The 25,624-nt window shown below is 73.4% G+C and carries 18 protein-coding genes; 6 read left to right on the forward strand and 12 right to left on the reverse strand.

Features of this window, described 5'->3' with window-relative positions; all coding sequences use genetic code 11:
* Nucleotides 1–4: 4 nt before the first annotated feature.
* Nucleotides 5–835: a Tat pathway signal sequence domain protein gene (locus tag AB0E85_RS15645; RefSeq protein ID WP_361926703.1), complete on the reverse strand. Its 831-nt coding sequence runs from the start codon at nucleotides 833–835 to the stop codon at nucleotides 5–7.
* A gap of 181 nt (nucleotides 836–1,016) precedes the next feature.
* Here AB0E85_RS15645 and glgX point away from each other — a divergent pair, with 181 nt between their 5' ends.
* Nucleotides 1,017–3,149 carry a glycogen debranching protein GlgX gene (gene glgX / locus AB0E85_RS15650; protein ID WP_361926705.1) on the forward strand — a complete coding sequence of 711 codons (2,133 nt, stop codon included), beginning with the start codon at nucleotides 1,017–1,019 and terminating at the stop codon, nucleotides 3,147–3,149.
* A gap of 106 nt (nucleotides 3,150–3,255) precedes the next feature.
* Nucleotides 3,256–5,625, forward strand: coding sequence for a malto-oligosyltrehalose synthase (gene treY, locus AB0E85_RS15655; RefSeq protein ID WP_361926708.1), 2,370 nt, complete (start codon nucleotides 3,256–3,258; stop codon nucleotides 5,623–5,625).
* Between the two features lie 2 nt (nucleotides 5,626–5,627).
* Here treY and AB0E85_RS15660 read toward each other — a convergent pair whose 3' ends face one another.
* Nucleotides 5,628–6,566, reverse strand: a complete 939-nt coding sequence (locus AB0E85_RS15660) for a LysR family transcriptional regulator (protein WP_361926711.1) — start codon at nucleotides 6,564–6,566, stop codon at nucleotides 5,628–5,630.
* Between the two features lie 85 nt (nucleotides 6,567–6,651).
* Between AB0E85_RS15660 and lpdA the strand changes: the two genes are divergently transcribed.
* A complete protein-coding gene (lpdA, locus tag AB0E85_RS15665; protein WP_361926714.1) occupies nucleotides 6,652–8,097 on the forward strand; it encodes a dihydrolipoyl dehydrogenase in 1,446 nt (481 codons plus the stop codon).
* A gap of 110 nt (nucleotides 8,098–8,207) precedes the next feature.
* Nucleotides 8,208–9,458 (forward strand): M14 family zinc carboxypeptidase, encoded by a 1,251-nt coding sequence (locus AB0E85_RS15670; RefSeq protein ID WP_361926717.1) that lies wholly within the window; start codon nucleotides 8,208–8,210, stop codon nucleotides 9,456–9,458.
* A 3-nt stretch (nucleotides 9,459–9,461) separates the two neighbouring features.
* Here the strand turns inward: AB0E85_RS15670 and AB0E85_RS15675 are convergent, their stop codons facing one another.
* A complete protein-coding gene (locus tag AB0E85_RS15675) occupies nucleotides 9,462–10,826 on the reverse strand; it encodes a M14 family zinc carboxypeptidase (protein WP_361926720.1) in 1,365 nt (454 codons plus the stop codon).
* 199 nt (nucleotides 10,827–11,025) lie between these two features.
* Nucleotides 11,026–11,577: a DUF1707 and FHA domain-containing protein gene (locus AB0E85_RS15680; protein ID WP_361926723.1), complete on the reverse strand. Its 552-nt coding sequence runs from the start codon at nucleotides 11,575–11,577 to the stop codon at nucleotides 11,026–11,028.
* 172 nt (nucleotides 11,578–11,749) lie between these two features.
* Here AB0E85_RS15680 and treZ point away from each other — a divergent pair, with 172 nt between their 5' ends.
* Complete coding sequence (gene treZ / locus AB0E85_RS15685; protein ID WP_361926725.1) at nucleotides 11,750–13,495, forward strand: malto-oligosyltrehalose trehalohydrolase; 1,746 nt, start codon at nucleotides 11,750–11,752, stop codon at nucleotides 13,493–13,495.
* Between the two features lie 488 nt (nucleotides 13,496–13,983).
* Here treZ and AB0E85_RS15690 read toward each other — a convergent pair whose 3' ends face one another.
* The 7 genes from AB0E85_RS15690 to AB0E85_RS15720 all read right to left on the reverse strand — a co-directional run bounded on the left by AB0E85_RS15690 (nucleotide 13,984) and on the right by AB0E85_RS15720 (nucleotide 23,334).
* A complete protein-coding gene (locus AB0E85_RS15690) occupies nucleotides 13,984–14,958 on the reverse strand; it encodes an aminoglycoside phosphotransferase family protein (RefSeq protein WP_361926822.1) in 975 nt (324 codons plus the stop codon).
* A gap of 46 nt (nucleotides 14,959–15,004) precedes the next feature.
* Nucleotides 15,005–16,132 carry an aminopeptidase P family protein gene (locus tag AB0E85_RS15695; protein WP_361926728.1) on the reverse strand — a complete coding sequence of 376 codons (1,128 nt, stop codon included), beginning with the start codon at nucleotides 16,130–16,132 and terminating at the stop codon, nucleotides 15,005–15,007.
* Nucleotides 16,133–16,341: 209 nt separating this feature from the next.
* The gene (locus tag AB0E85_RS15700) at nucleotides 16,342–16,902 is read right to left on the reverse strand and encodes a PDZ domain-containing protein (protein ID WP_361926731.1); all 561 of its coding nucleotides are present in this window, start codon (nucleotides 16,900–16,902) and stop codon (nucleotides 16,342–16,344) included.
* Between the two features lie 206 nt (nucleotides 16,903–17,108).
* The gene (gene cyc2, locus AB0E85_RS15705; protein ID WP_361926733.1) at nucleotides 17,109–19,274 is read right to left on the reverse strand and encodes a germacradienol/geosmin synthase Cyc2; all 2,166 of its coding nucleotides are present in this window, start codon (nucleotides 19,272–19,274) and stop codon (nucleotides 17,109–17,111) included.
* Nucleotides 19,275–19,342: 68 nt separating this feature from the next.
* Entirely contained in the window at nucleotides 19,343–20,527 is a 1,185-nt protein-coding gene (locus AB0E85_RS15710; RefSeq protein ID WP_361926736.1) for a damage-control phosphatase ARMT1 family protein, read from the reverse strand.
* Between the two features lie 79 nt (nucleotides 20,528–20,606).
* On the reverse strand, nucleotides 20,607–21,254 hold the full coding sequence (locus AB0E85_RS15715; RefSeq protein ID WP_361926738.1) for a ScbR family autoregulator-binding transcription factor: 648 nt from the start codon (nucleotides 21,252–21,254) through the stop codon (nucleotides 20,607–20,609).
* A 280-nt stretch (nucleotides 21,255–21,534) separates the two neighbouring features.
* Entirely contained in the window at nucleotides 21,535–23,334 is a 1,800-nt protein-coding gene (locus AB0E85_RS15720; protein WP_361926741.1) for a S8 family serine peptidase, read from the reverse strand.
* 370 nt (nucleotides 23,335–23,704) lie between these two features.
* Here AB0E85_RS15720 and AB0E85_RS15725 point away from each other — a divergent pair, with 370 nt between their 5' ends.
* A complete protein-coding gene (locus AB0E85_RS15725; RefSeq protein WP_361926744.1) occupies nucleotides 23,705–24,646 on the forward strand; it encodes a lytic polysaccharide monooxygenase in 942 nt (313 codons plus the stop codon).
* Nucleotides 24,647–24,679: 33 nt separating this feature from the next.
* Here the strand turns inward: AB0E85_RS15725 and AB0E85_RS15730 are convergent, their stop codons facing one another.
* Complete coding sequence (locus AB0E85_RS15730) at nucleotides 24,680–25,321, reverse strand: Tat pathway signal sequence domain protein (RefSeq protein ID WP_361926747.1); 642 nt, start codon at nucleotides 25,319–25,321, stop codon at nucleotides 24,680–24,682.
* Nucleotides 25,322–25,624 lie beyond the last annotated feature (303 nt).

Raw genomic sequence — 25,624 nt, forward strand, 5'->3', positions numbered from 1 at the left:
TGGGTCAGCGGTCGAGCCGGGCGACCTTGCGGGCGCTCAGGTCGATCACCAGCTGCCGGGCGTCGACCCACGGGCCGTTCTTGATCTTCGGGAACAGCCGCACGCAGCGGTGCTCTCCGCACTCGTCGAGCACGGCGGGCTGGGCGCCCGGCGCGGCCCGGTAGACGGCTCCGCTGAGCTGGAGCTGGCCCGGGGAGGTGAGCGCCTTGCCGGTGGCGTCCTCGTAGTCGGCCTTCAGGCCCGAGCCGAGCGGGTCGGCGATGAGGAGAGCGGCCGCCTCGGCCTTCTCGGCGCGGCTCAGGGGCGGCTGGACGCCGTGCTGGGTGCCGGTCGCCACCACCTTGCCGGTGCCGAGGTCGACGGTCCGGGTGACGAGGGTGTCGTCCCGGTAGTCGTAGAACGTCACGTCGGCGCGGCGGGGCGCGTCCGGCCGGCCCGCCTCGTCGGCCTCGGGCTCGGCCAGGTCGACGCCGAGGGGCTGCGGACCGCGCTCCCCGTCCACGCTCTCGCTGCTCCGGAACAGCTGCCGGCTGAGGGCGGTCTTCTCGGCCCGCTCCAGCTCGTCGTCGGTCAGCGGATCGCGGCCCTCGCCCCGCTGCCCTTCGGCGGGCGCCGCCTCGACGACCCCCGGCGCCACGGCCCGGCCGCCCGCCGCCGCCTCGCCGGCCTCGCGGGCCCCCGCAGCCTGCGGGGCGGACCGCCCCGCCCGGGTTCCGTTGTCGTCCGCCCCCGCCGTGCCCGGCAGGGTCACCGCCACCATCGCGGCGGTCCCGGCCACCGCGATGGCCGTACCGGCCACCATCTTGCCCAGGTGGCGGTGCACTATGTTGCGCACGTCTTCCCCCTACTCCCCCAACAGCCCCGGGAGTATGTGTTGGCCCCATAAGTTCGGCATACCGCGTATGCACTGGTCACTCGGTAAGAGGGAGATAAGTCATAGGAGGTTCCCTCACTTTCGGGGAGACTCGGGACCAAGGCGTCCCCACCGGCGCCGCACACCTGAAAGAGTCGTATCCATGCAGGTCTGGCCTGGCGAGGCGTATCCACTCGGTGCCACGTACGACGGCGCCGGAACCAATTTCGCGGTCTTCTCGGAGGCCGCGGACCGAGTAGAGCTGTGTCTGCTGCACGACGACGGCTCGGAGACGGCGATCGAGCTCCGGGAGAGCGACGCCTTCGTGCGGCACGCGTACGTGCCCGGCATCATGCCGGGGCAGCGGTACGGGTTCCGGGTGCACGGCCCGTACGCCCCGGAGCGGGGGCTGCGCTGCAACTCGGCGAAACTGCTGCTCGACCCGTACGCGCGTGCGATCAGCGGTTCGATCACCTGGGGCGAGGAGGTCTACGGCTACCACTTCGACGATCCCGAGCGGCGCAACGATCTCGACTCGGCGCCGCACACGATGACGTCCGTCGTGGTCAACCCCTACTTCGACTGGGGCGACGACCGGCGCCCGCGCACCGAGTACCACCACACGGTGATCTACGAGGCCCACGTCAAGGGCCTCACCATGCGCCACCCCGGCCTCCCGGAGGAGCTGCGCGGCACCTACGCGGCCCTGGCGCACCCGGCGATCATCGAGCACCTCACCGAGCTCGGGGTGACCGCCCTGGAGCTGATGCCCGTACACCAGTTCGTGAACGATCACCGACTGGTCGACATGGGCCTGAACAACTACTGGGGCTACAACACGATCGGCTTCTTCGCCCCGCACAACGCCTACGCGTCCTGGGGCGACCGGGGCCAGCAGGTGCTGGAGTTCAAGTCGGCGGTCAAGGCGCTGCACGAGGCCGGCATCGAGGTGATCCTCGACGTGGTCTACAACCACACCGCCGAGGGCAATCACCTGGGCCCGACCCTGTCCTTCAAGGGTCTGGACAACTCGCGCTACTACCGGCTGACGGACGACCCCCGCTACTACATGGACACGACAGGGACGGGAAACTCCCTGCTCATGCGTTCCCCGCACGTGCTCCAGCTGATCATGGACTCGCTGCGGTACTGGGTCACGGACATGCACGTCGACGGGTTCCGCTTCGACCTGGCGGCGACGCTGGCCCGGCAGTTCCACGAGGTGGACCGGCTGTCGTCGTTCTTCGACCTGGTGCAGCAGGACCCGGTGGTCTCGCAGGTCAAGCTGATCGCCGAGCCGTGGGACGTGGGCGAGGGCGGCTACCAGGTCGGCAACTTCCCGCCGCTGTGGACGGAGTGGAACGGCAAGTACCGCGACACCGTGCGCGACCTGTGGCGGGGCGAGCAGCGCACGCTCGCGGAGTTCGCCTCGCGGCTGACCGGCTCGTCCGACCTCTACCAGGACGACGGGCGCCGCCCGCTGGCCTCGATCAACTTCGTGACCTGCCACGACGGCTTCCCGCTGCACGACCTGGTGGCCTACAACGACAAGCACAACGAGGCCAACGGCGAGGACAACCGGGACGGCGAGAGCCACAACCGGTCCTGGAACTGCGGGGCCGAGGGCGAGACCGACGACCCGGACGTGCTGCGGCTGCGGGCCCGGCAGATGCGGAACTTCATCGCGACGCTGATGCTGTCCCAGGGCGTGCCCATGATCAGCCACGGCGACGAGTTCGCCCGCACCCAGCGCGGCAACAACAACGCCTACTGCCAGGACAACGAGCTGGCCTGGGTGGAGTGGCCCGAGGAGGAAGAGGACACCGGAGGGGGTGCGAGCAGGCAGCTGCTGGGCTTCACGCGCGCGATGGTCTGGCTGCGCCGCAACCACCCCGTCTTCCGCCGGCGCCGCTTCTTCCACGGCCGGCCCGTGGAGGGCACCCACGACGACCTGTCCGACATCGCCTGGTTCACCCCGGACGGCCGGGAGATGACCCAGCGGGACTGGGACTCGGCGCAGGCGTCCGCGCTCACGGTGTTCCTCAACGGCAACGCGATCTCCGAGCCGGGCGCACGCGGGGAGCGCATCACCGACGACTCGTTCCTGCTGATGTTCAACGCCTCGCCGAAGCCGCTGGAGTTCGTGGTTCCGGTCAATCACGGGCGCCAGTGGGAGGTCGTGGTCGACACGGCCCACCCGGACGGGGTGCCCCCGGACACCGGACCGAAGGTGCAGGCCGGGGACCGGCTGACCCTGACGGACCGGAGCATGACGGTGCTCCAGCGGCCCGTCTGACCGCCCGGCGCGCGCGCGTCGCCCGGAAGCCACTCGTCCGGGCGACGCGCGGCGCACCTGGCGCGGGGGATGACACGAACGGCGGCGGGGCGGGTACGTACGTTCCATGACACCTGAGCGACTTGACCCGGTGGTGCCCACGGCCACGTACCGGCTGCAACTACAGCCCGAGTTCCCCTTCGGAGCAGCCGCGGCCGTCGTGCCGTACCTGGCCTCGCTCGGCGTCTCGCACCTGCACCTGTCACCCGTCCTGGAGGCCGTGCCGGGATCGACGCACGGCTACGACGTCGTCGACCACGCGCGCGTGCGCGAGGAGCTGGGCGGCGAGGAGGGGCTGCGGGCGCTGGCGCGCACCGCGCGCGAGCACGGGCTCGGGCTGGTGGTGGACATCGTCCCGAACCACATGGCCATGGCCCCGCGCCACAACCGTGCCCTGTGGGAGGTGCTGCGCGAGGGCCCGAAGTCGCCGTACGCGCGGTGGTTCGACATCGACTGGGAGGCGCAGGACGGCCAGGTGCTGCTGCCGGTCCTCGGCGGACCGCTGGGCGAGGTGCTCGACGAGCTGCGCGTCGACGGTGACGTCCTGCGCTACTACGACCACGTCCTCCCGCTGCGCGAGGGCACCGAGGACCTGCCGCTGCCGCATCTGCTGGACGCCCAGTGGTACCGCCCGGTGTGGTGGCGGCTGGCCCGGACCGAGCTCAACTACCGGCGGTTCTTCAGCATCTCGGAGCTGATCGGGGTACGGGTGGAGGACCCGGAGGTGTTCGAGGCCACCCACGACAAGATCCTCGAACTGCTCCACGAGGGTGTGATCGACGGACTGCGCATCGACCACCCCGACGGGCTCGCCGACCCCGACGGCTACCTCCGGCGGCTGCACGAGGCGACCGGGGGCCGCTGGACGGTCGTGGAGAAGATCCTGGCCGACGGCGAGCACCTCCCCGCGTCCTGGCCCGTCGCCGGGACCACCGGCTACGACGCCCTGCGGCAGGTGGACGGGGTCTTCACGGACCCGGCCGGGTTCGGGGACCTGCTCGGGCGCTACCGGCGCTTCGCTGCTCCGCAGACGGACCGGGGCGGGCAGTGGGACGCGACGGTGCGGCGGGCGGCGTACAAGGTCCTCACGCACGAGCTGGCGACCGAGACCGAACGCCTGACGCGGGTGGCGGCCCGGCTGTGCGCGACCTCGCCGGAGCCGGCGCTGCGCGACCGCGCGCCCTGGGCCCTGCGCACCGCGCTCCAAGAGCTCCTGGTCCGGCTGGAGGTCTACCGGCCCTACGAGTCCGTGGACGCCGCGTCCGTGGTCACCCAGGAGGCCGCGGCCGAGGCCCGGCAGGCCTTCACCGTGCCCGAGGAGGCCGGTGCGGTTGACGTCGTACGGGACCTGGTGCTGGGGCGGTACGGCGACGGGCCCGCGCAGCTGGAGTTCCGGACGCGGTTCGCGCAGACCTCGTCGGCGCTGCGGGCCAAGTCGGTGGAGGACACGGCGTTCTACCGGTACGTGCCGCTGCTGTCGGCGACCGAGGTGGGCGGCAATCCGGGCGCTCCCGCGCTGTCGCCGGAGGAGTTCCACGCGTACTGCGCGCGCGTGCAGCGCGACTGGCCGGCCACCGGGACGGTGGCCACCACGCACGACACCAAGCGCAGTGCCGACGTCCGGGCGGCGGTGCAGGTGCTCACCGAGTGCCCGGAGCGCTGGGCGGACGTCCTGACGGAGGTGACCCGCACCGGGGAGGGGGTGCCGGACGCCCAACTGGCGTGGGCGGCCTGGCAGACGGTGTTCGGCCTCGGCCCCGCCTCCGGGGTACGGGAGCGGGTGCAGGGGGCGCTGCTGAAGCATGTGCGGGAGGCGGGCCTGTACACGAGCTGGACCGAGCAGGAGCCGCCGTACGAGGAGGCGGTGGAACGGTTCGTGGCGGCCGGGCCGTGCGGGGCGCCGGGCGAGCGGGTCGCCGCGTTCCGGGAGTCGCTGGCACCGTACATCCGGGCCAACGTGCTGGGCACGGCCCTGGTGCAGCTGACGATGCCGGGCGTCCCGGACGTCTACCAGGGCACGGAGGCCGAGTACCGGGCGCTGGTCGACCCGGACAACCGGCGTGCGGTGGACTTCCCGCCCGCCGAGTCCGGCGGCACGTCCGGGGAGAAGGCGGCGGTGACCCGGGCGGCGCTGGGGCTGCGGGCCCGGCGGCCCGGCGTCTTCGGCGACACGGCGACGTACATGCCGTTGCCGGCCGAGGGCCCGGCGGCGGCCCACTGTCTGGCCTTCGTCCGCTCCGGCACGGCGTTGACGGCGGTGACCCGCCTGTCCCTGCGGCTCGCGGAGGCGGGCGGCTGGCAGGACACCCGCCTGCCGCTGCCGCCGGGCCGCTGGGCGGACGTGCTGGAGCCCGGGCGCGAGTTCACGGGGCACGCGCCCGTGGCGGAGCTGTTCGAGGAACTGCCGGTGGCGTTGCTGGAGAGGGTGGGCGACTGAGGTCAGGCGACCGCGGAGCCCTCCTCCGGGCAGTCCTCGTAGACCGGCAACGGGGCTCGCGGGCGCGGCCAGGACGTCCGCAGCAGGTCGACGAACCTCTCCGCCACACCGCTCGGCGGAAGGCGCGAGAAGACCGTCAGGGTGCGCCTCCAAGCGGGGTCGGGTGTGAGGACGACGCAGCCCCCGCCGACCGCGTCGCGGACGAGGTGGGAGGGAACGGCGCAGACGCCGACCCCGGCCGCGACCATCCGCACCGCCGTGGAGGTGTGCTCGGTGAACACGGCGGTGCGCGGGGTGAAGCCCGCGCGGCCGCACGCCCAGTCGAGGAAACGCTGCCCTTCGATGACGGGCTCCATCGCGCAGCGCACCCAGGGGCGGTCGGCGAGTTCCGGCAGCGTCACGGTCGTCCGGCCCGCCAAGCGGTCGTCGAAGGGCACCACGAGGACGATCTCCTCCTGGCCGACCGGTACGACCGGGCCCGGTGGGTCGGCCGGCGCCGGGCCGACGGCGAGATCCACGGTGCCACGCAGGATCTGCTCCTCCAGCGCCTCGGAGGTGGCGTATTCGTGGAGGTGCAGCAGTACCCGGGGATGAGCGGCGCGCCAGCGGGCGAAGACGTCCGGAAGGACTCCGACCGCGACGGAGTGGACGGCGGCGATGTGGAGTTCACCGCCCTCGGCACCGGCCGCGGCGCGGGCCGCGCGGCGGGCCTGGGCCGCGCTGCGCACGGCAAGCTCGGCGTGCGGCCGGAAGGCGCGCCCCATCGGCGTCAGGCGCACGCCCCGCGGCAGGCGCTCCAGGAGGGCTCCGCCCACGGACCGTTCCAGGGCCTTGATCTGGTGGGAGAGCGCGGGCTGCGAGACGTGCAGGAACTCCGCCGCGCGTGTGAAGGACGCCTCCTCGACGACCGCCAGGAAGTACTCCATCTGGCGCAGGCTCACGGCTCCTCCCCCATAAACGCCCTGCATCGACTCCACAAGAACATTGCCTTGGACGCATGGCAAGGGCCGGGCGGAGGCTGGGGCCATGGACTCACCGGACGTCATCGTCATCGGCGGCGGCACGGGCGGCTACAGCACCGCCCTGCGCGCCGCGGCCCTCGGCCTGGAGGTCGTGCTCGTCGAGCGGGACAAGGTCGGCGGGACGTGCCTGCACCGCGGCTGCATCCCCAGCAAGGCGATGCTGCACGCGGCCGAACTCGTCGACGGTATCGCCGAGGCCCGCGAACGCTGGGGCGTGAAGGCGACCTTGGACGCGGTCGACTGGCCGGCCCTGGTGGCCACCCGCGACGACATCGTGGCCCGCAACCACCGGGGGGTTCAGGCGCATCTCGACGGTGCGGGGGTGCGGGTGATCGCGGGGAGCGCACGGCTGACCGGGCCGCGCTCGGTGCGGGTCGCCGTCCCGGGCGCCACGGGCGGCCGTACGGGCGCGCACGGCGAACCCGGCGCGCATGACCTCTCCGCGCGCCGTGGGGTTGTGCTGGCCACCGGCTCACGGCCGCGCACGCTCCTGGGGCTCGAACCGGACGGGCGGCGTGTGGTGACGAGCGACGACGCCCTCTTCGCCCCCGGGCTCCCGGCGTCCGTGCTGGTGCTCGGGGGCGGCGCGATCGGCGTGGAGTACGCCTCGTTCCATCGCTCCCTGGGCGCCGAGGTCACCCTGGTCGAGGCGGCCGACAGGATCGTGCCGCTGGAGGACGCGGAGGTGAGCCGGCATCTGACCCGGGGTCTGAAGAAGCGTGGCATCGACGTCCGCGCCGGCGCCCGTCTGCTGGACGCCGAGGTCCTCGCCGACGAGGTGCGGGCCCGCGTGCGCACCGCCCGGGGCGAGACCGTCACGGTGGCGGCCGAGCGGCTGCTGGTGGCGGTCGGGCGGGCCCCGGTCACCGACGGCCTGGACCTGGCCGCCGCGGGGCTCGCCACAGACGCGCACGGGTTCGTCGCACCGGCCGACTGGGACCGGCTGGAGACGGCCGTGCCCGACGTCCACGTGGTGGGCGATCTGCTGCCGCCGCCGTCGCTCGGTCTGGCCCACGCGTCCTTCGCGGAAGGGCTGCTGGTGGCCGAGACGCTGGCGGGCCTGCCGTCCGCCCCCGTGGACTACGCGGCCGTGCCCCGGGTCACCTACTCCTCGCCGCAGACGGCGGCCGTCGGTCTGAGCGAGGCCGAGGCACGCGCGCGGGGGTACGAGGTGGAGACCAACACCATGCCGCTGACCGCCGTGGCGAAGGGCATGGTGCACGGGCAGGGCGGAATGGTGAAGGTCGTCACCGAGTCCGGCGGGCGGGTGCTCGGCGTGCACCTGGTGGGCCCGCACGTGTCGGAGATGATCGCCCAAAGCCAGCTGATCGTCGGCTGGGAGGCCGAGCCGTCCGACGTGGCCCGGCACGTCCACCCGCACCCGACCTTGTCCGAGGCGGTCGGCGAGGCGTTCCTCACCCTGGCGGGGCGGGGCCTGCACCAGCAATAGGCGGCCGCCGGTGCCTCCGGGCGCCCCCTGGAGGCTCCCCCACCGGGCCCTTGACACCGCACCACGGCCGTGGGGTACTGCGATGGCGAACTCGGGCGGATGTGACGGGGGTGAGTGTCCTGCCGGAGCTGCGCTACCCGACGGTGACCGAACAGCTCATCGCTGCCCGGGCGTTGACCGCTCAGCGTCCCGGCGTGTGCACCCTGCGGCAGGTGGGTGTCTCGCGGGCGGGCAGGCCCCTGCACCTGATGTCCGTGGGCCGGGCCCACCGCGCCGTACTGGTGGTGGCCGGTGCCCACGCCAACGAACCGACCGGTTCCTGCACCCTGCTGGCGCTCGCCCGGCGGGTCCTGGAACAGCGGGAGCTGCGCGACGGCATCTCCTGGCACTTCCTGCTCTGCGCCGACCCCGACGGGGCGAGTCTGCACGTGACGCCGGCGCCGCGCAGCCTGTACGACTACCACCTCGGCTTCTTCCGGCCAGCGGGCCCGGAGCAGCCCGAGTGGGCGCCGTCCGTGCTGCCGCCGGACCGGCTGCCGCCCGAGACCCGGGCCCTGACGGGGGTCATCGACGAGCTGCGTCCCTATCTGCAGGTCACCCTGCACGGCACGGACCTGGGGGGCAGCTGGGTGCAGCTGACGAAGGACGTGCCGGGGCTGGCCGAGCCGTTCGCGAAGTCCGCGGCGGAGCTGCACATCCCGGTGGAGACCGGAGCGTCGGACGCCGCGGGCTGGCCCGCGTCCGGGCCGGGCGTGCACGTCATGCCCGCGCCGGGGATCGGGCCTGCGTACCCGAGCCTGCCGGACGACGCGCGGCACAGCACCTGGTACCACGCGCACCGGTACGGCGGGCTGACCGCGGTGGTCGAGGTGCCGATGTGGGCGAGCGACCTGGTGGACGACCCGGCTCCGCATCCGGCTCCGGCGGCGGCGATCGGGCGGCTGGCGGGCCGGCTCCAGCGCGACGCGCTGGAGGTGACGCGGGTGCTCGACGGTGCGCTGCCCCGGCTGGCGGAGCTGGACGGGCCGCTGCTGCGGGCCGCCCGGTGGGGGCTGGAGCTGGTGCCGGGTCTGGCCTCCGACCTGATCCACACCCCGCCCGCCGACCTCAGCCGGGCGTACGTCGGCAGCGTGGACGCGTTCGCGCGCCGCGTGCCGCTGCGGGCGGCGGCCATGCTGCTGCGGGTGCTGCGCGGGACGGACGACGCGGCGGCCAAGCAGCTGGAGGAGCTCGTCTCGACCTGGAGCGACGCCTTCGCGGAGCGCTTCCGCGCCCGCTGGGTGCCCTTGGAGCACCAGGTGGAGCACCAGTCCCGCACAGTTGTCGCGGCGGCTCTGCACGCGCGCGCGAGGGCGTGGTGAGCCTCAGTCCCGCTGCATCGGCACCGGCTCGCCGGAGCCGGAGCGGGCTCGCGCGCGGCGCCCGGCCAGGTCGAACGCGGCGAGCACCACGCGGGCCTGGTACTCGGCCTGGCGGGCCACCGGGATCCAGCGCGCCCGGCAGCCGTCGCGGTAGTCGGCGCACCACTGGTCGATCAGCCGGTCCAGCTCGGGCAGCGCCCCGGCCGGGTCGTGGCCGGCGGCGCGTACCAGCTGGTGCAGCAGCCCCGCCGTGCGCAGCGCCAGCCGGCGCCCGGAGATGCGCAGGGCGACCAGGTGGGCGGTGCTCAGTGGTGGCAGGGGGTGGGCCGGGCTGTCGCCGGTGTCGGGGTCCCAGGCGTCGGCGAGGCCGGGGCACACCAGGAGGTAGTCGTCGACGGGGGCGAGCAGGCGGGCCGCGTCGGGAACGGCGGCGAGGTGCGGCCGGATCCGGGTCAGCAGGTGCCGCAGGAGGTCCGTGTCGTGGCGCAGGGTGCGGCTGACGGCCCGGAGCACGGCGTCCCGGTCCGCGGGCGGGGAGCCGTCCGCCACGGCCGTCACGCCCCACATGGGCGCCTCGACCACCGCGGTGACGGTGCCGTGCCGGTAGGGGTGGAACCAGGTGGACTCGACGGCGGCCTCCGTGATGGCCGCGGCCAGACCGGCCCGGCGCGGTGGCGGGATCCGGTAGACGGCGGGCCCGAGGCCGGGCCAGTACAGGGCGTCGTACGCGCCGAGTTCGCGGGGGATGCCGAGCCGGGCGGCGATGTGGGCCAGGCGCCGGTCGAAGCCCGGCAGGTCGTGGGTGAGCTCGACGAAGCCGCCGCCGATGTCCACGCCGTGCAGCGAGCACTGGAGGAAGGGGCGCAGTTCGTCCTGGAGGCCGAGCAGGGCGCGGGTCTCCGGCAGGGCGGCACCGGCCGCGCCGTCGGGCAGCCACTCGGGCTGCTCCAGGAAGCCGGGCCGGAAGAAGTTCCGGACGTACCGGCCGAGCGTGTAGGGGCCGGGCAGCCAGCCCTCGTTGCGGCGCGACCCGTCCGGGTCGAGGCACAGCAGCAGGTTCCAGGTGGCGTCGGCGCCCTCGGTGAGCCGCGGGTCGGCCAGGGTGCGCTCGGCCAGGCGCAGCACGGTGGCACCGCCCACGGGTTCGTTGGCGTGCGGGCCGGCGACGACCAGGGCCTGACGGCTGCCGTGGCCGACGGAGAGCAGCCACATGGGGGTACCGGCGCGGGAGGTGCCCACCCGGCGCAGCCGGGCGTCACGGGGGTGGCGGACGACGAGCGCGGCGGCCCGGGCGCTCAGTTCGTCGACGGTCGGGTAGCGCAGGAGAGGCGGCAGGGCACACCTCCCCTGTGGGTGCCGTCGGTTCACCAGGTGTAGATGGCGTACGCACAGTGAGTCACGACTTGGGGGGTACGTCAACACCGTGGACCGCACGGGGATTTCAGCCACACCTGCGGGACGGACTTTCGGTAAGGCCCAGGCCAGGGCTGAGGCGTGGCTCCGTTTCCGGTCAGCCGGAACCAGCAGCCGGACGGCAGCGGGCGTTCGGACGGGGCAGCCGGAACCCTCAGCCGGCCGACAGCCGGAACGTCATCCGGCCGAAGCCCACCTGGTCGCCCTCGCGGACGACGGCCGCGCCGACGACGCGCCGTCCGTTCACCGTCGTGCCGTTGGTGGAACCGAGGTCGCGCAGGACCCACATGCCGCCCTGGTGACGGAGTTCTGCGTGCACGCGGGAGACGGTCTCGTGATTGAGGCGCAGTCCGCTGGCGGGGTCGCGGCCTATGCGCAGCGGATGGCCGAGCGACGGGTGGGGCAGTTGCAGCTTGGGCAGCCGCTCGGCCTGCCAGGCCCGGCGCAGCCGTACGGAGAATCCGGAGACGGCCTCGACGGTGCCGAACACCAGGCGCGCGAGGCGGCCCTCCGTGCGCAGGTCGGCGGTGAGCGCGGCGAGTTCGTCCGGGCGGCGGGCGGCGAGCGCCAGCTCCATGCGGCGGACGAACGTGTCGTGGGACAGACGGCCCACGGCGACGCCGTCGCGGAGCACCTTCAGCACCCGGTCGCGCTCCGCGTCGGAGAGCCGCGCGGGGAACGTGTTGAACTCGAAGGACGACGTCACTGGGTGATTGTCGGGCAGCGCGGCCGGGCTGTCCAGGAAACGGGCGATCGGCCGCCCTGCGCGCGTACCCGGTGAGACCCGCCGCAAATGGGTGGATGCGCCAGCGGATTGATCTCTTTTGCCGCACCATGGACGGGCTACATCACGGTGAGCAGACGAAGGGGAACCGTCCGTGCAGTTCGAGGTGTGGGCACCACAGGCCGGCCGAGTGACGCTCCAGTGCGACGACGTCACCCATGCGTTGGAGCGCGATCCGGAACGGGCGGGGTGGTGGCGGGGCGAGGCCGAGGCGCGCGAGGGGTCCCGGTACGGCTTCGCGCTGGACGACGGGCGCGTGCTGCCCGATCCGCGCTCGCGGCGGCAACCGGACGGCCCGGACGGGCTGAGCGCGGTCGTCGACCACGAGCGCTACGCGTGGCGCGCGGCGTGGCAGGGACGGCCGCTGCCCGGCGCGGTGCTGTACGAGCTGCACGTGGGCACCTATACGCCCGAGGGCACCCTGGACGCGGCCGCCGGGCGGCTCGGCCACCTCGCCGAACTGGGCGTCACACATGTGCAGCTGATGCCGCTGTGCCCCTTCCCGGGCACCCACGGCTGGGGCTACGAGGGTGTCTCGCTGTGGGCGGTGCACGAGCCGTACGGCGGACCCGAGGCGCTGAAACGCTTCGTCGACCGGGCCCATGAACTCGGCCTGGGCGTGGTGCTCGACGTGGTGCACAACCACTTCGGCCCGTCCGGCAACTACCTGCCCGTGTTCGGTCCGTACCTCACGGACACCCACCACACCCCCTGGGGCGCCGCGGTCAACCTGGACGCACCGGGCTCGGACGAGGTGCGCGCCTACCTGATCGGCAGCGCGCTGGCCTGGCTGCGCGACTACCGGATCGACGGGCTGCGCCTGGACGCGGTGCACGCGCTGGTGGACACCCGCGCGCTGCACTTCCTGGAGGAGCTGTCGACGGCCGTGGACGCCCTCGCGGCGGAGACGGGCCGGCCGCTGTTCCTGGTCGCCGAGTCGGACCTGAACGACCCGCGTCTCATCACCTCCCGCACCGAGGGCGGCCTCGGGCTCCACGCGCAGTGGAACGACGACTTCCACCACGCCCTGCACACCACGCTGACCGGTGAGTCGCAGGGCTACTACGCCGACTTCGCGCGGGGCTCGCTCGGCGGACTCGCCAAGACCCTCACCGGCGGCTGGTTCCACGACGGGTCGTACTCCAGCTTCCGTGAGCGGCACCACGGGCGTCCGCTGGACCGTACGCGGGTGGCCGGGCACCGGCTGCTCGGCTACGGCCAGACCCACGACCAGGTCGGCAACCGGGCCCAGGGGGACCGGCTTTCGGCCCTCGTCTCCCCGGGGCTGGCCGCCTGCGCCGCCACGCTGATCCTGACGGCGCCCTTCACGCCGATGCTGTTCATGGGCGAGGAGTGGGCGGCGGGCACGCCCTGGCAGTTCTTCACCGACCACACCGATCCGGAGCTGGCCGACGCCGTACGGCGGGGCAGGCGGCGGGAGTTCGCGGCGCACGGCTGGAAGGAGGAGGACGTGCCCGACCCGCAGGATCCGGCGACGCGGGACCGTTCCTGCCTGGACTGGTCCGAGCCGGAGCGCGAGCCGCACGCGCGGGTGCTGTCCTGGTACCGGCAGCTCCTCGCTCTGCGTCACGGGCAGCCGGACCTGACCGATCCCGACCTGGCCGACACCAGGGTCGCCTACGACGAGGAGCTCCGCTGGCTCGCCTTCCGGCGCGGGGACGTCCTCGTCGCGGTGAACCTGGCCTCCGAGCCGGCCGTCCTGCCGCTCGGCGTGCCCCACGCGCGCGTGCTGGCGGCGTGGGAGCCGGTGGAGACGCCCGGGGCGGACGGTGCGGTGCGGCTGCCCGGGGAGTCGGCCGTGGTACTGGCCCAGGACTGAGAGCCGAGCGGGGTCGGCCCGGTCTCGCGTCCCGCGCCCGGAGGTCGCGATGCGGGCGCCGCCCACCGCCGTGCGAGCGGCGATGACGTCCCCGCGGCGTACGACGATGGTCCGGCCCGGCCGGGGCGTGCCGCGCCCGGGCGTGGCGAGGCCGCGGTGGGCGAGGGCTTCGTCGCCGGGCGTGGGGCCGGCGGCGTGCGGACGCTGCCGGTGATCTCCGACGGGGACCGGGCGAAGACCGACTCCCCCCCCCCGGCCGGGTCGTAGGGCCGCACGGAGTAGCCGGTGCCGTGGTCGGCCGCCGTGACCATGAGTGCGGACAGACCCTCCGCCGGGGTCGGCCGCCGTGCCGGTGACGCCGCGGCCCTGGGTGCGGCGGAGCAGCCGGTCAGGCACGTGAGGGCGGCGGCGGTCAGCAGGGACACGGCCGCGACGGTGCGTTTCAATGGGCAGGCGGACAACCGTGCGGGACCGCGCCGCCCGGCCCGCTACAGGGCGTCGTCCGCGTCCCCCAGGTCGGTCACCCGTTCCAGCAGGATCGGTTCCCAGGCGCGGCGCAGCCGGGTCCGCAGGAGAGTGGCGTTCTTGCCGGTGAGGTCGTCGGCGAGGCGGACGACGGTGTCGCAGCGGGCGAGCCACAGCCCGCGCAGGCAGGGGCGGGCGCCGTAGCCGGCGAGGGTGGCGGCGCGGACGGCGGCGGGCGATCCGACGGAGAGCGCGAGGCCCGCGATGTCCTCGGCCGGGTCACCCACGACCGCGCCGGCCCAGCCGAGGACGCCGCGCACCCGGCCGTCGGTGCTGACCACGAGATGGCTGCCCGTGAGGGCGTGGTGGGTGAGGACGGCCGAGCCGGGCTGGGCGGCGAGCTGGGACGCGGCGGGCGGGGTGAGCTGGTGCAGGCGCGCGGCGTCGAACTCGTCGGCTTGGGCGAGGCGTTCGGCGGCGCGTACGGCGGAGCGGCGCAGGGCCTCCAGGGAGCGGGGCGCGGCGCGCGGCAGACCGAGCGTCTCGGCCTGCCGGACCGGCACCTCGCGCAGACCCGTCAGGAGCCCGGCGAGGTCGGCCTCGCCGACGGCGGAGACGTCGTGCTCCTCCCCGGAGCCGCCGGGCACCTTGGTGTCGAGCGTGTAGCCGAGCCCGGGGGCCCACTCGCCCTGTGCGACGCTCACGGGCACCGCCGCGGGAAGGTGCGGACGGACGAGGTCGCGCAGACGCAGTTCGCGCCGCTGGCGCAGGGTGGCCTTACGGTCGGGCGCGAGGCGCAGTACGTGACGGGAGCCGACCCACCAGGTGACGGGGTCGGCGCCCTCGGTGGCGGGCCGGACGTCGGGGCCGCCCCGGTCGTCTCCGGTGTCCTTGGCTTCCTTGCCGTCCTTGATGTCCTTGGCGTCCTTGGTGTCCTTGAGGAGGGACAGGACCAGCCGGCGGACGGTGTCCGCGGTGGGTGTGGGTGCCTGGGTCATGGTCGCGCCGTTGCCGTTCGGGAGGCGTGCTGGGGACATCGGGGCCTCACTCCACTATGACCAGCTCGCGGGTGGTGGTGTTCAGGCGCCGCCCTCCGTCCTCGGTGACGGTGACGATGTCCTCGATGCGGACTCCGAACCGGCCGGGCAGGTAGACGCCGGGTTCCACGGAGAAGCACATGCCGGGCACGAGGGGCCGTTCCTCGCCCTCGATCATGTAGGGCGGCTCGTGGGTGGTGACGCCGATGCCGTGTCCGGTGCGGTGGATGAAGTACTCGCCGTAACCGGCGTCGGCGATCACCCGGCGGGCGGCCCGGTCCACGTCCTGGCAGGCGGCCCCGGGCCGCACCGCGCGGAAGCCGGCCTCCTGGGCCTGGCGCACGATGTCGTGGACGCGGCGTTCCTCGTCGGTGGGCTCGCCGACGTGAACCGTGCGGGAGGTGTCGGATCCGTAGCCGTCGCGCAGGCCGCCGAAGTCGAGGACGACCGTGTCCCCCCGGGCGATCACGCGCTCGCCCGCCTCGTGGTGCGGGTTGGCGCCGTTCGGGCCGGAGGCGACGATGGTGAAGTCGACCTGCTCGTGTCCGTGGCCGCGGAGCAGCCGGTCGAGGTCCGCGGCCACCTCGGACTCCCGGCGCCCGGCGAAGGGGACGCCCCGGATCTCCTCGAAGGTCGCGTCGGCGGCGGCACCCGCGGCGGCCATGAGGTCCAGCTCGGCCGCGTCCTTGACGGCGCGCAGCATCGGCAGGGCCTCGGTGAGCGAGGCGTAGGAGCTGCCGGGCAGGGCCTGCTGGAGGGCCAGCAGGTGCAGGGCCCAGGCGTTGTCGCTGATGCCGAACCGGCCGGAGGCGTCGAGGAGGGCGGCGGTGGCGGCGTAGGGGTCCTTGCCGTCGGTCCAGTCGCGCAGGGCCAGGGCGGACGCGCCGGCCGCCCGGTGCGCGTCCGGGGCCTCCAGGGCGGGGACGACGAGGACGGGCTCCTGCCCGGCGGCGAGGACCAGCAGGGTGAGCCGCTCGGTGACCGCCGGGGGCGTGTAGCCGGTGAGCCACACCAGGTCGGGCCCCGGGGCCACCAGCAGACCGGCGAGACCGGCCTCGGCGGCCGCCCGCGCGGCCCGCTCCATGCGGGCCCGGTAGTCGTCGGCGGTGAAGGTGGCGGCCGTACTTCCGGTCATCCGGGCCTCCCAGGACGGACGAAGGGGCTACGGGCAGCATCCTGCCCGGCCGGAGGGGGCGGCGCGAGCCGTCTGCGGGCATTCACCCGGGCAACCTGCCCCGCGACGGAGGCTGCTCGGGCACCAGCGCTGATGCCTGGTGCCGGTTTTTCGGTCAGGGCCCGGCCGCGGGGCGTCCACGGCCCCGGGTCGTGCCGTGCGGGCGGGCTTCACGCCGCGACGGCCGGCACGAGGACCAGCTGCTCGTAGCCGCCGCCGCGGTGGCGCACGGTCAGTCTGACCTCGGAGCCCGGACGGGCGCGGGCCACGGCCCGGACCAGGTCGGCGGCCGTGTCGATCCGGGTCGTGCCGAAGGCGAGGAGGACATCGCCGCGCACCAGCCCGGCGGCCTGGGCCGGCCCGGGGACGTGCAGCCCCACGACCACGGCCCCCGGCTTCCGGTCGTCCATGACCTGCACCCCGAGGGTCGCGGCGGCGGGCGCGGAGGGGGCGGCGGAGGGTGAGGGGCCCGGAAGCGAGGCCGAGTGCCACCCCCGCGGGTCGAAGCGCCCGCCCTTGCCGAGCACCGCGGCGCCCATCGCCCCGAGCCCGATCCCGGACAGCACCAGGACCACGCCGGTGCATCCGGCGAGCAGCACGTTGAGGAGCCGCCTCCCCCGGCGCCGGACGGCGTGCGGGCGGGGCCGCGACGGGCCGGGTCCCGTCGCCGGTGCGGCCCCGTCGGGCTCCTGCCCCGGCATCGGCTTGGGTCGCAGCGCGGTCTGTTCCATGGCTCGCCTCCGGATGGTGCCGATCGCCTCCGGCGGATCCCGGAGCGATCACGGCAGGTGCTCTACCCGGCACATCGGCGGCCGACGAGCCACGAACGAGTGAGACTGACCGGGGCCGGGGCGGTCCTGAGGCGGCCCGGACGCGGGCACGGCGCGTACCGCACCGGTCGCCGGGTGCGGTACGCGCCGTGGAGCAGGCGGGCCGGTCAGCGCAGCGCGGGGACGGGCACGGCCGGCGGCCGGTCGGGGAGGAAGCGGTGGGCACGGCGGGACAGCCAAGCGTCCTTGTAGCGGTCCACCTCGCGATGCCAGTGGAGGATGCCGGACAGCCAGTTCCGCAGGTCCGCCACGTACCTGCCCATCGCCGCGCGCGCTTCGCCCGTGAGCCGGAAGTCGTCGTACAGGACGGGCAGTTCGTGCTCGACGACGTGCTCGAACTGGCGCATGCGCTGGTCCATCAGGTCGTGCACGATGCCGAGCCCGGTCGGGTAGTCGCAGCCGAAGAACGACTGCACGACGAGGATCGCGTTGTGGATCTCGCCCTCGTACTCGATCTCCTTCTGGTACGAGAAGACGTCGTTGAGGAGGCACGCGAAGTCCATCGCGGCGTTCTCCAGGGAGCGGACCGGTCCGCTGCGGTAGACCTCCGGCGGGACGGCCGGGCCGTGTCCCATCCGGCACAGGCTCAGGGTCAGCTCGGAGCCGAAGGTCGCCCGGCGCATCTCCAGGTAGTCGACCGGGTCGGGCACGCGGTTCTGGAGATGGTTGGACAGCTCCCACACCCAGCTCTCGGTCATGACGTCGACCGCGGCCTTGAACGCGCGCCGCGCCTCGGGCGTCATGTCCGCGGTGGTGCGCGCCCACAGGTCGGCCAGGCCGCGCTCCATGGCGTTGGCCGGGGGCGGCGGCTGCGCGCCGTCGAGCGGCATGCAGGCGGAGAGGCGGGTCGTGGTCAGGCGGGCGGCGGCGAGGTCGCGGCGGTGGCCGTATACCAGCGGGTAGTAGTCGTCGCCGTAGGTGCCCCAGGCGAGCCACTGCGCGCTGAGGTCGAGGGCCTCGCGCGTGGCGTCCGGGTCGAGACCGGCCGAGCAGAGCGCGAGGTCGTAGGCGCGGAGCTTGTCCTCGTCCCAGACGCCCTCGGCGAGGATGCCCATGCGCTCCACCCAGTGGCCGAGGCTGCGGCGGGCGTGGTCCAGGTGCGGGCTGAGCTCCAGCGGGAACGGCATGCGGATGTCGGGGATCCGCGCCGGCCCGACCTTCTGGTACGGCACGTGCGTGTACGAGCGCAGACGCTCGGCACCGGCCGTGGCGAGCAGGGCGCGGACGTCGGCTGCGGAGGTGCCGATGCCGGAGCCTCCCGGCCACGGGCCGCCGCCGCGCACCGCGTTCTCGTTCATGTAGCGGCTGGAGCGCAGATGCCACTCGTGGCCACCGGACTGCCAGTCCTGCAACCCTTTCGTGTAAGCGGCCACTGCCGCGAGTTCGTCCGGCCGCAGGCCCTTCTCCAGGGCCAGGGCGGGCACTTCGGTGAACGCCGTGTGCTCGAACTGGTGGAGGCGGGAGGTGAGGACGTCGTTGACGGTGTCGGCGGCCTCCTGGGTGGTGCAGCCGAAGAAGGTCTCCAGGACGAGCACGCCGTTGCTGTTCTCGCCCTCGTCCTCGACCTCGCGCTGGTAGGAGAACAGGTCGTTGCGCAGGTGCACGGCGTCGGAGAACGTCTCCATCAGCACCCTCAGCGGCCTGGACCCGGCCACGGCGGCGGGTACTTCGGCGGTCGCGTACTCCACGAGCCCCGCAGACCAGGGGGCACCGCCGACCTTGCGGCGCATCTCGATGTACTCGACGGGGTTGGCGATCCGCCCCTCGTTGATGTTGGACAGCTCCCACATCGACTCGTTGAGGAGGTGCTCGGTGGCCACGGCGAAGCGGCGGCGCCAGTCCTCGGACATCGCCGGCACCGTGCGGGCCCACAGGTCGGCGAGGCCCGCCTCGACGGGGTTGCGCGGTTCCGGCACGGGAGCGAACAGGTCCAGCGGCATGAACAGCGGCAGCCGGTCCAGGTGGGCCTTGCCGGCGGTGCGGTCCTGGCTGCGTTTGTACATCTCCAGGAAGTGGTCGTCGAAGAAGAAGACCCACACGTACCAGTCGGTGATGAGGGAGAGGGCGGGGCCGTCGCAGTCGGGGTGGGTGTAGGCGCAGAGCAGGCCGTAGTCGTGCGCGTCGAGGTCGTCCTGCTCCCAGACGCCGGATCCCTCCAGCATGCCCATCTCGCGTGCCCACTGCGTCGAATGCGCCCTGGCCTCGTCGACGTGCGGGTTCAGCCGCGCGGGATGCGGCAGATAGAAGTGCGGGAGTTCGAACGGCTGCGTCATGGCCGGGCCCTACCCGGCGCCCCGCGACGGCATCCACCGCGTCGCACATGATCACACCATCGTGTGAATCAGGGAACGTCCCGCACCTGGATCAGCGCGTGCGTGCCACTGGTGCGCCAGCGCTGGTCCTCCGCCGCGACCAGGGCGGCCTCGGTGTCCGCGTCGAGGCCGGTGATCACGTCGGACTTCAGGGTGCGCAGGGCGGCGACCGGGCCGGGGAAGCAGGTGGCCACGTCGGTGAACGGCGTGGTCGGGTCCCAGAGCCGGTCGCCCACCAGACGGCGGTAGTTGAGGTCGCCCTTGACGATCGTGAGGGTGGCCGCGGCGAAGTCGGCGCGCAGGTCGCCGGGCATCTCCGCGTACGGCAGCGGGGCGCTGGAGAAGGGGTGGGCGCGCAGGGTGAGACGCCCGTCGCCCAGGGCGGACCACAGGCTCCGCCCGTACCCGGCGGCCGCTCCCCCGGCCCCGGTCAGCCGGCGCAGGGCGTCGACGACGTCGGCGGTGGTGGCGTCGGAGACGTAGTAGGGGTACGGCTTGACGTGCAGGACCGCCTGTCCGATGCGGCCGCTGTCCAGGAGGTGGGCGATGAGGAGGAGGTCGGGAACGAGTTCACGGCCCGCGTTGTCGGCCACCAGGTACAGCGTGCCCCGGTCGGCCTTGTCCAGCAGCGACCAGAGCCGGTCGCTGTCGTCGGCGACCAGCCCGGGCGCGGCGTCCGCGGCCCGCGCGCCCTCGGCGGAGAGGCGGAAACCGAGGTCGGCGCGGTTGCCCCACAGGGAGCCGTGCAGCAGGGCCTGGGCCTGTTCGGCGGCGGGACGGCCGGCGAGGTCGTCGAGTGCGGCGAGTTCCTCGTCGGTCTCGGCGGAGTCGAGTTCGGCGAGTTTGAAGGGGCGGAAGGGGTCGACGCCCTGCCACGGGCCGGGACCGAACCAGCCGACGGCCTGGAGCAGTCGGCGGTAGAACCAGCTCTCGGACCAGAGCCACGGCACGTCGAACCAGGAGCGGCCGGTGTACTCGCCGAGCCCCCAGGTCTCCCAGTGGTCCCGGTCGTGCGCGTCGGCGGGGAGGGGCTCGATCTCGCCCTCGGTGCAGTTGACGAGCAGTTCGTCGAGGGCGCGGTGCTGCCCGGGTTCGTACGGGAAGGCCTCGCGGACCTGCCGGATGATGGCGGGGTGCCGCTCGGCCAGCACGCTGTGGGGGAAGGAGCCTGGCTCATTGCCGAGGAGCAGGGGTGCGGAGGGGGTGTCGGCCATGGGCCTCACGGTAACGCGCGGCCCATGCCGCGGTGATGCGTGTGCCCGCCGGACGGGGCGGGCCGCCGGGGCGCCCCGGTCACACCGGTGCGATCTCCCGCTCCAGACGGGCCGCCAGGCTCAGATAGCGGGCCCGGCGGGTCACCGGGACCAGGCCGCGGATGAGTATGTTCCACATCTCCGCCGTCCGGCGGGGCTGGCGCGCGACCGGCTCGCGGGAGCGGCCCACGACGCGGGTGCCGACGAAGAAGCAGACCAACGAGTGGGCCACGACGTCGACATCGACGTCCGGGTGGACGTCGGACTCCTTGACCGCGCCGACGAGCCGGGCGGTGACGATGTCCAGCCACTCGGTGAAGGGGTGGCTCAGGGGCGGCTTCGGCCGGAGCCCTCCCGTGGCGAGCCGCAGTCCGGCCCGCAGCACCGGGTCCTCGACGGACATGCGGGTGATGCCGAACGTGAGGCGCATCAGCGCCTCCAGGGAGGTGTGGCCGCGATTGTCCGTCTCCGTCGCCAGCCGGCGGGCGGTGTGCGACTGGAGTTCGAGGATCGCGTGGGCGAGATCCTCCTTCGCCGCGAAGTGGAAGTACAGGGCACCCTTGGTGACGTGGGCGTGCTCCACGATGTCGCTGAGACTGGTCGATTCGTAGCCGCGACGGTCGAACAGGTCAGCGGCTGCCGTGATGATCGTCGAGCGGGTCTGCTCGGCTCGCAACTGCCTCGCCATCGGCTGAACTCTCCCGGGACGGAAATGAACGGGTCATGCCGTTTGTTTTTACCCCCCGTACACGATAACTCACCCTGAGACGGCGCCCATCACACCAGTGTGCCGGAGTGCGGGTGCACATCCGGCAAAACAAGCGCAACTGGTGAAAGAAAACAGCGCGTTCGGTATCTAATCGTGGGGAACCCGGGGCCGGACGTGAAGGCGGGCCGGCCGGTGCCCCATCCGCACCGGCCGGCCCGCCCGTTCGTGGCCTGCCTCGTTCAGCGTTGCCGAGGGAGGATCAGAAGGTCAGCTTCCAGCTGTTGAGGGTGCCCGTGTCCTGGGCGGCGGTGTCCTGGACGCGCAGCTTCCAGGTGCCGTTGGCCACCTCGCCGGAGGCGTTCACCGTGTAGGTGGTGTTCACGTTGTCCGCGGAGTCCGACGCGGCGGCCTTCAGGCGGTACGCCGAACCGTCCGGCGCGACCAGGTCGATGACGAGGTCACCGCGGTAGGTGTGGGTGATGTCGACGCCGACCTGGAGGGCCGAGGGAGCGTTGCCGCTGCGGCCGGTGACGCTGATCGGGGACTCGATCGCGGCGCCGTTGTCCGGGATGGCGACGGCGGTGGTGCTGGAGAACGTCGTGCCGGTGGACGTACCGCCCTTGACGGCCTGGACCGTCTTGGCGGCGTCCGCGAGGCCCGCGCCGCAGCCGCCGGAGCAGGTGCCCGGCAGGGCACGGGCGTTGGCCTTGATGGCCGACTCGATCTGCGCCGGGGTGAGGGCGGAGTTGGCCGACTTCATCAGCGCGGCGAGGCCCGCGACGTGCGGGGTGGCCATGCTGGTGCCCTGGTAGAAGTCGTAGTTCTCGCTCGACGGCGTCTTGGTGCCGGAGTTCAGCGTGGAGAGGATGCCGTTGGCGGTGGAGGTGCGGGTCTCACCGCCGGGGGCGGAGATGTCCACGACCGAGCCGTAGTTGGAGTACGAGGCACGGCTGCCGGCGCGGTTGGTCGCGGCGACGGTGATGACGTTGTTGCAGTTCGCCGGGGACGAGGACGAGGCGTTGGTGTTCTCGTTGCCCGCTGCGACGACGACCGAGGTGCCGCGGTTCACGGCGCCGTTGATGGCGCTCTGGGTCGCGCTGGAGCAGGCGCCGCCCCCGCCGAGGCTCATGTTGATGACCTTGGCGACGTTGGTGTTGGCGGGCACGCCCGAGACGCTGCCGCCGGACGCCCAGGTGATGGCGTCGATGATGTCGGAATCGTAGCCGCCGCACTTGCCCAGCACGCGGACCGGGGAGATCTTCGCGCCGTAGGCGATACCGGCGACACCCTTGCCGTTGTTGGTGGCGGCGGCGATGGTGCCGGCCACGTGGGTGCCGTGCCAGGACGAGGTGGAGGCCGGGATGCCCTGGCCGCACTCGTTCGCGTTGTACCAGTCGCCCGGGTCGGCCGGGTTGCTGTCACGGCCGTTGCCGTCGACGGAGACGGCGGTGTCGGAGATGAAGTCGTAGCCGCCGACGATGTTCGCGGCCAGGTCCGAGTGGGCGACGTAACCGGTGTCGATGACGGCGACGGTCACGCCGCTGCCGGTGGTGGTGTCCCAGGCGGCGGGGACGTTCATGCCCGCGGTGGACTCGAACAGGTCCCACTGCTTGCTGTACTCGGTGTCGTTCGGGGTGACGGCCGTCGGCTTGTTCAGACGGTCCGGGACGACGTAGGCGACCTGCGGGTCGGCCTGGTACGCGGCGACGACATCGGAGACGGACGCCCGGGTGGGGTCGGAGCCCAGCTCGACGAGGGCGGCACCGGTGCCGAGGCGGCGCTGGAAGTCCACGTCCTCGCCGGTCTTGTCGGCCTTGGAGGCGGCGTCGGCGGCCGCCGCCTTGTTGGACTTGGCCTCGCTCGCGCCGGACTTGTAGCCGACGATGAGGCGCTCGGCCCGGACGCCCGGGGCGGCCTCGGTCTGCGCGGCGGGAACGGCGGCCGGGCGGGGAGCCGGCTCCTGGGCGACGGCGACCGAGGCGGGGGCAGCGGTCAGCAGGGCGGTGGAGACGACGGCGACGGATATCAGCTTCCGTCTGAGCTCTGGGGAGATACGCACGGTCGTTGCCTTTCGTGGCCGGACTCCGGGCTGGGCGGAGCGGCGGTTGAGTCGCTTCGTCCTCGAAGCGGAGGGGGGTGGTTCGAAAAGCGAAGAGCGACGCGATGGCCGGCCAGGCGTGTGGGGAGCGGACCGTTCGGGGTTACCTGTGGGTCAGCTGTGGTCGAACGATAGGCAAAGGAAAGGTCAGCGGGATACGGGGGAAACCCTCGATCCACTTGCCCGGCCACCCTCTATGGCGGGCGAACGGCGGGCAGTTGAGTGCTCAATGGCCCCTTTTGCAGCAGGTCGTGGCGCGATGAACGCGTCGGGCCGATTTCCCGTACTGCACTACCGAACGTCGCCGCCCGGGCCGAGGAGAAGCAGACGGATGCCTCGTACGACCGCACACCGCACCGCACTCGCCGCGGTTCTGGTGACCCCGCTGCTGCTGCTCGGGACGGCGGGGCCCGCCCGTGCGCACGGGGCGCCGACGGACCCGGTGAGCCGGGTGGTGGCCTGTTCCCCGGAGGGCGGTGACCGGGCGGGCACGGCGGCGTGCCGTGCGGCCGTCGCAGCGAACGGCGCGCCCTTCACGGCGTGGGACAACCTGCGGGTGGCGAACGTGAACGGCCGGGACCGCGCGGTGATCCCGGACGGGAAGCTGTGCAGCGGGGGCCTGCCCGCCTACCGGGGGCTCGACCTCGCCCGCGCCGACTGGCCGTCGACCCGGATGGCGCCCGGCGCGACGCTGACGATGCGGTACGTCTCGACGATCCCGCACACCGGCACGTTCCGGATGTATCTGACGAAGCCCGGCTACGACCCGGCCGGGCCGCTGTCCTGGTCCGACCTGCCCCTCAAGCCGTTCGCCGAGGTGACGGACCCGCCCCTGAGGGACGGCGCCTACCGCATGGAGGCCACTCTGCCCTCCGACCGGACCGGGCGGCATGTGCTGTACACGGTCTGGCAGAACAGCAGCACGCCGGACACCTACTACTCGTGCTCGGACGTGCTGTTCCCGGAGAAGCGGGAGGAGAAGGAGCCTCGGCAGGAGGAGGCGAGCGCGGAACGGAAGGCGGAGCAGGAGGAGAGGGAGCCGGAGAAGGAGAAGGAGAAGGCCGGGCAGAAGAAGGAGCCGGCGAAGGAGGAGCCGGTGGCGAGCCCCGCCGGGGACTCCCCCGGCCCGCGGCCCCAGGGCGATCACACGCCGCTGGCCACGACGTCCGGCCCGGCCTCCGGCCCGTCCGCGCCCGTGCTGGCGGGCGGCGCCGCTGCGGTGCTGCTGCTCACCGGCGGCGCCGCCCTCGCCGTACGGCTACGGCGACGCTGAACTAGTGCCCCAACAGGCAGCGTTCGACCGGCACTAGTTGACGACGACGGCGACGCCGCCCTTGGTCACCGGGGCGTACTTGGCGGTGAAGAAGGCGTTGGCGAAGCACAGCGACGAGCCGGACACCTTGGTGAACTGCTGGTTGGTGAAGGAGATGCTGTTGTCGGCGTTGCTCGCCGTGCCGGTCAGGCCGGGGGCCTGGTAGACGCAGGTGATGGTGCCGAGCAGGGTGCGCAGCTTGACCGTGGACTGAACGGCGGAGCCCGCGGCCGGAGTCACGGAGACGGTGCCGCCGGAGGACACGCTGGTGGTGTAGGGCAGGTTGTCGACGGTGATGCCGCTGACGCCGAGCACCCCGACGACGTTGGTGGTGCAGCCGCTGGTGTCGAAGCTGTGCGAGGTCAGGGACTCCGTCGCGGTGCCGGGGGCGGCGGGGTTGTCGGTGACGGCGGCGGAGAACGCCGACTTGGTGCAGGAGATGCCGCTGGTGCCGGTCGCGCTGGAGTAGAAGGTGGCGGCGGTGCCGCTCGCCAGGGACGCGTCGAGGACGTCGCCGACCGCGACCGCGGCTCCGTCGGCGGTGGTCAGGACAGGGGTGTCGGCCGCGGAGGCGGGGGCGGCGAGACCCAGGGCGGCGACGGCGGCGGTGAGGGTGAGGAGGGTGCGCGTACGCATGGGGGTGTACCTCTTTCGATAGCGGGGGGTGAGCGGTGGGGGGTGTGCCGGGCGTCCGCCGTTGCCTGCCCGTCACGCCTTCTCCGTACGTGACGGGCCGGCAACGGCAGGCCGGTCACCGGCCGGAGGATCACACGGGAAGGGACCTCCGGCCGGGCCGGGCGGGGGGTGGCTGGTGGCGCGGCTCCGGAGGAAGCGGCCGTGCCGTGGCGGAGGGGCTCGGGCGAGGGAAAGCCCGTTCGGACGCACCGGGCGACGAGATGCCCTGACGGGGCGAGCGGGTCCAGGACACACGGACGGGCC

It is taken from the genome of Streptomyces sp. NPDC029044, assembly GCF_040637495.1.
Classification (GTDB): Bacteria; Actinomycetota; Actinomycetes; order Streptomycetales; family Streptomycetaceae; genus Streptomyces.

What these genes read in the sequence shown, in the direction of transcription:
- glgX (WP_361926705.1), top strand. Translation starts at nt 1,017, where the DNA reads ATGCAGGTCTGGCCTGGCGAGGCGTATCCACTCGGTGCCACGTACGAC.
- AB0E85_RS15710 (WP_361926736.1), bottom strand. Translation starts at nt 20,527, where the DNA reads ATGGCCGACACCCCCTCCGCACCCCTGCTCCTCGGCAATGAGCCAGGC.
- AB0E85_RS15730 (WP_361926747.1), bottom strand. Translation starts at nt 25,321, where the DNA reads ATGCGTACGCGCACCCTCCTCACCCTCACCGCCGCCGTCGCCGCCCTG.
- AB0E85_RS15725 (WP_361926744.1), top strand. Translation starts at nt 23,705, where the DNA reads ATGCCTCGTACGACCGCACACCGCACCGCACTCGCCGCGGTTCTGGTG.
- lpdA (WP_361926714.1), top strand. Translation starts at nt 6,652, where the DNA reads ATGGACTCACCGGACGTCATCGTCATCGGCGGCGGCACGGGCGGCTAC.
- AB0E85_RS15700 (WP_361926731.1), bottom strand. Translation starts at nt 16,902, where the DNA reads ATGGAACAGACCGCGCTGCGACCCAAGCCGATGCCGGGGCAGGAGCCC.
- cyc2 (WP_361926733.1), bottom strand. Translation starts at nt 19,274, where the DNA reads ATGACGCAGCCGTTCGAACTCCCGCACTTCTATCTGCCGCATCCCGCG.
- treY (WP_361926708.1), top strand. Translation starts at nt 3,256, where the DNA reads ATGACACCTGAGCGACTTGACCCGGTGGTGCCCACGGCCACGTACCGG.
- AB0E85_RS15690 (WP_361926822.1), bottom strand. Translation starts at nt 14,958, where the DNA reads ATGACCCAGGCACCCACACCCACCGCGGACACCGTCCGCCGGCTGGTC.
- AB0E85_RS15715 (WP_361926738.1), bottom strand. Translation starts at nt 21,254, where the DNA reads ATGGCGAGGCAGTTGCGAGCCGAGCAGACCCGCTCGACGATCATCACG.
- AB0E85_RS15695 (WP_361926728.1), bottom strand. Translation starts at nt 16,132, where the DNA reads ATGACCGGAAGTACGGCCGCCACCTTCACCGCCGACGACTACCGGGCC.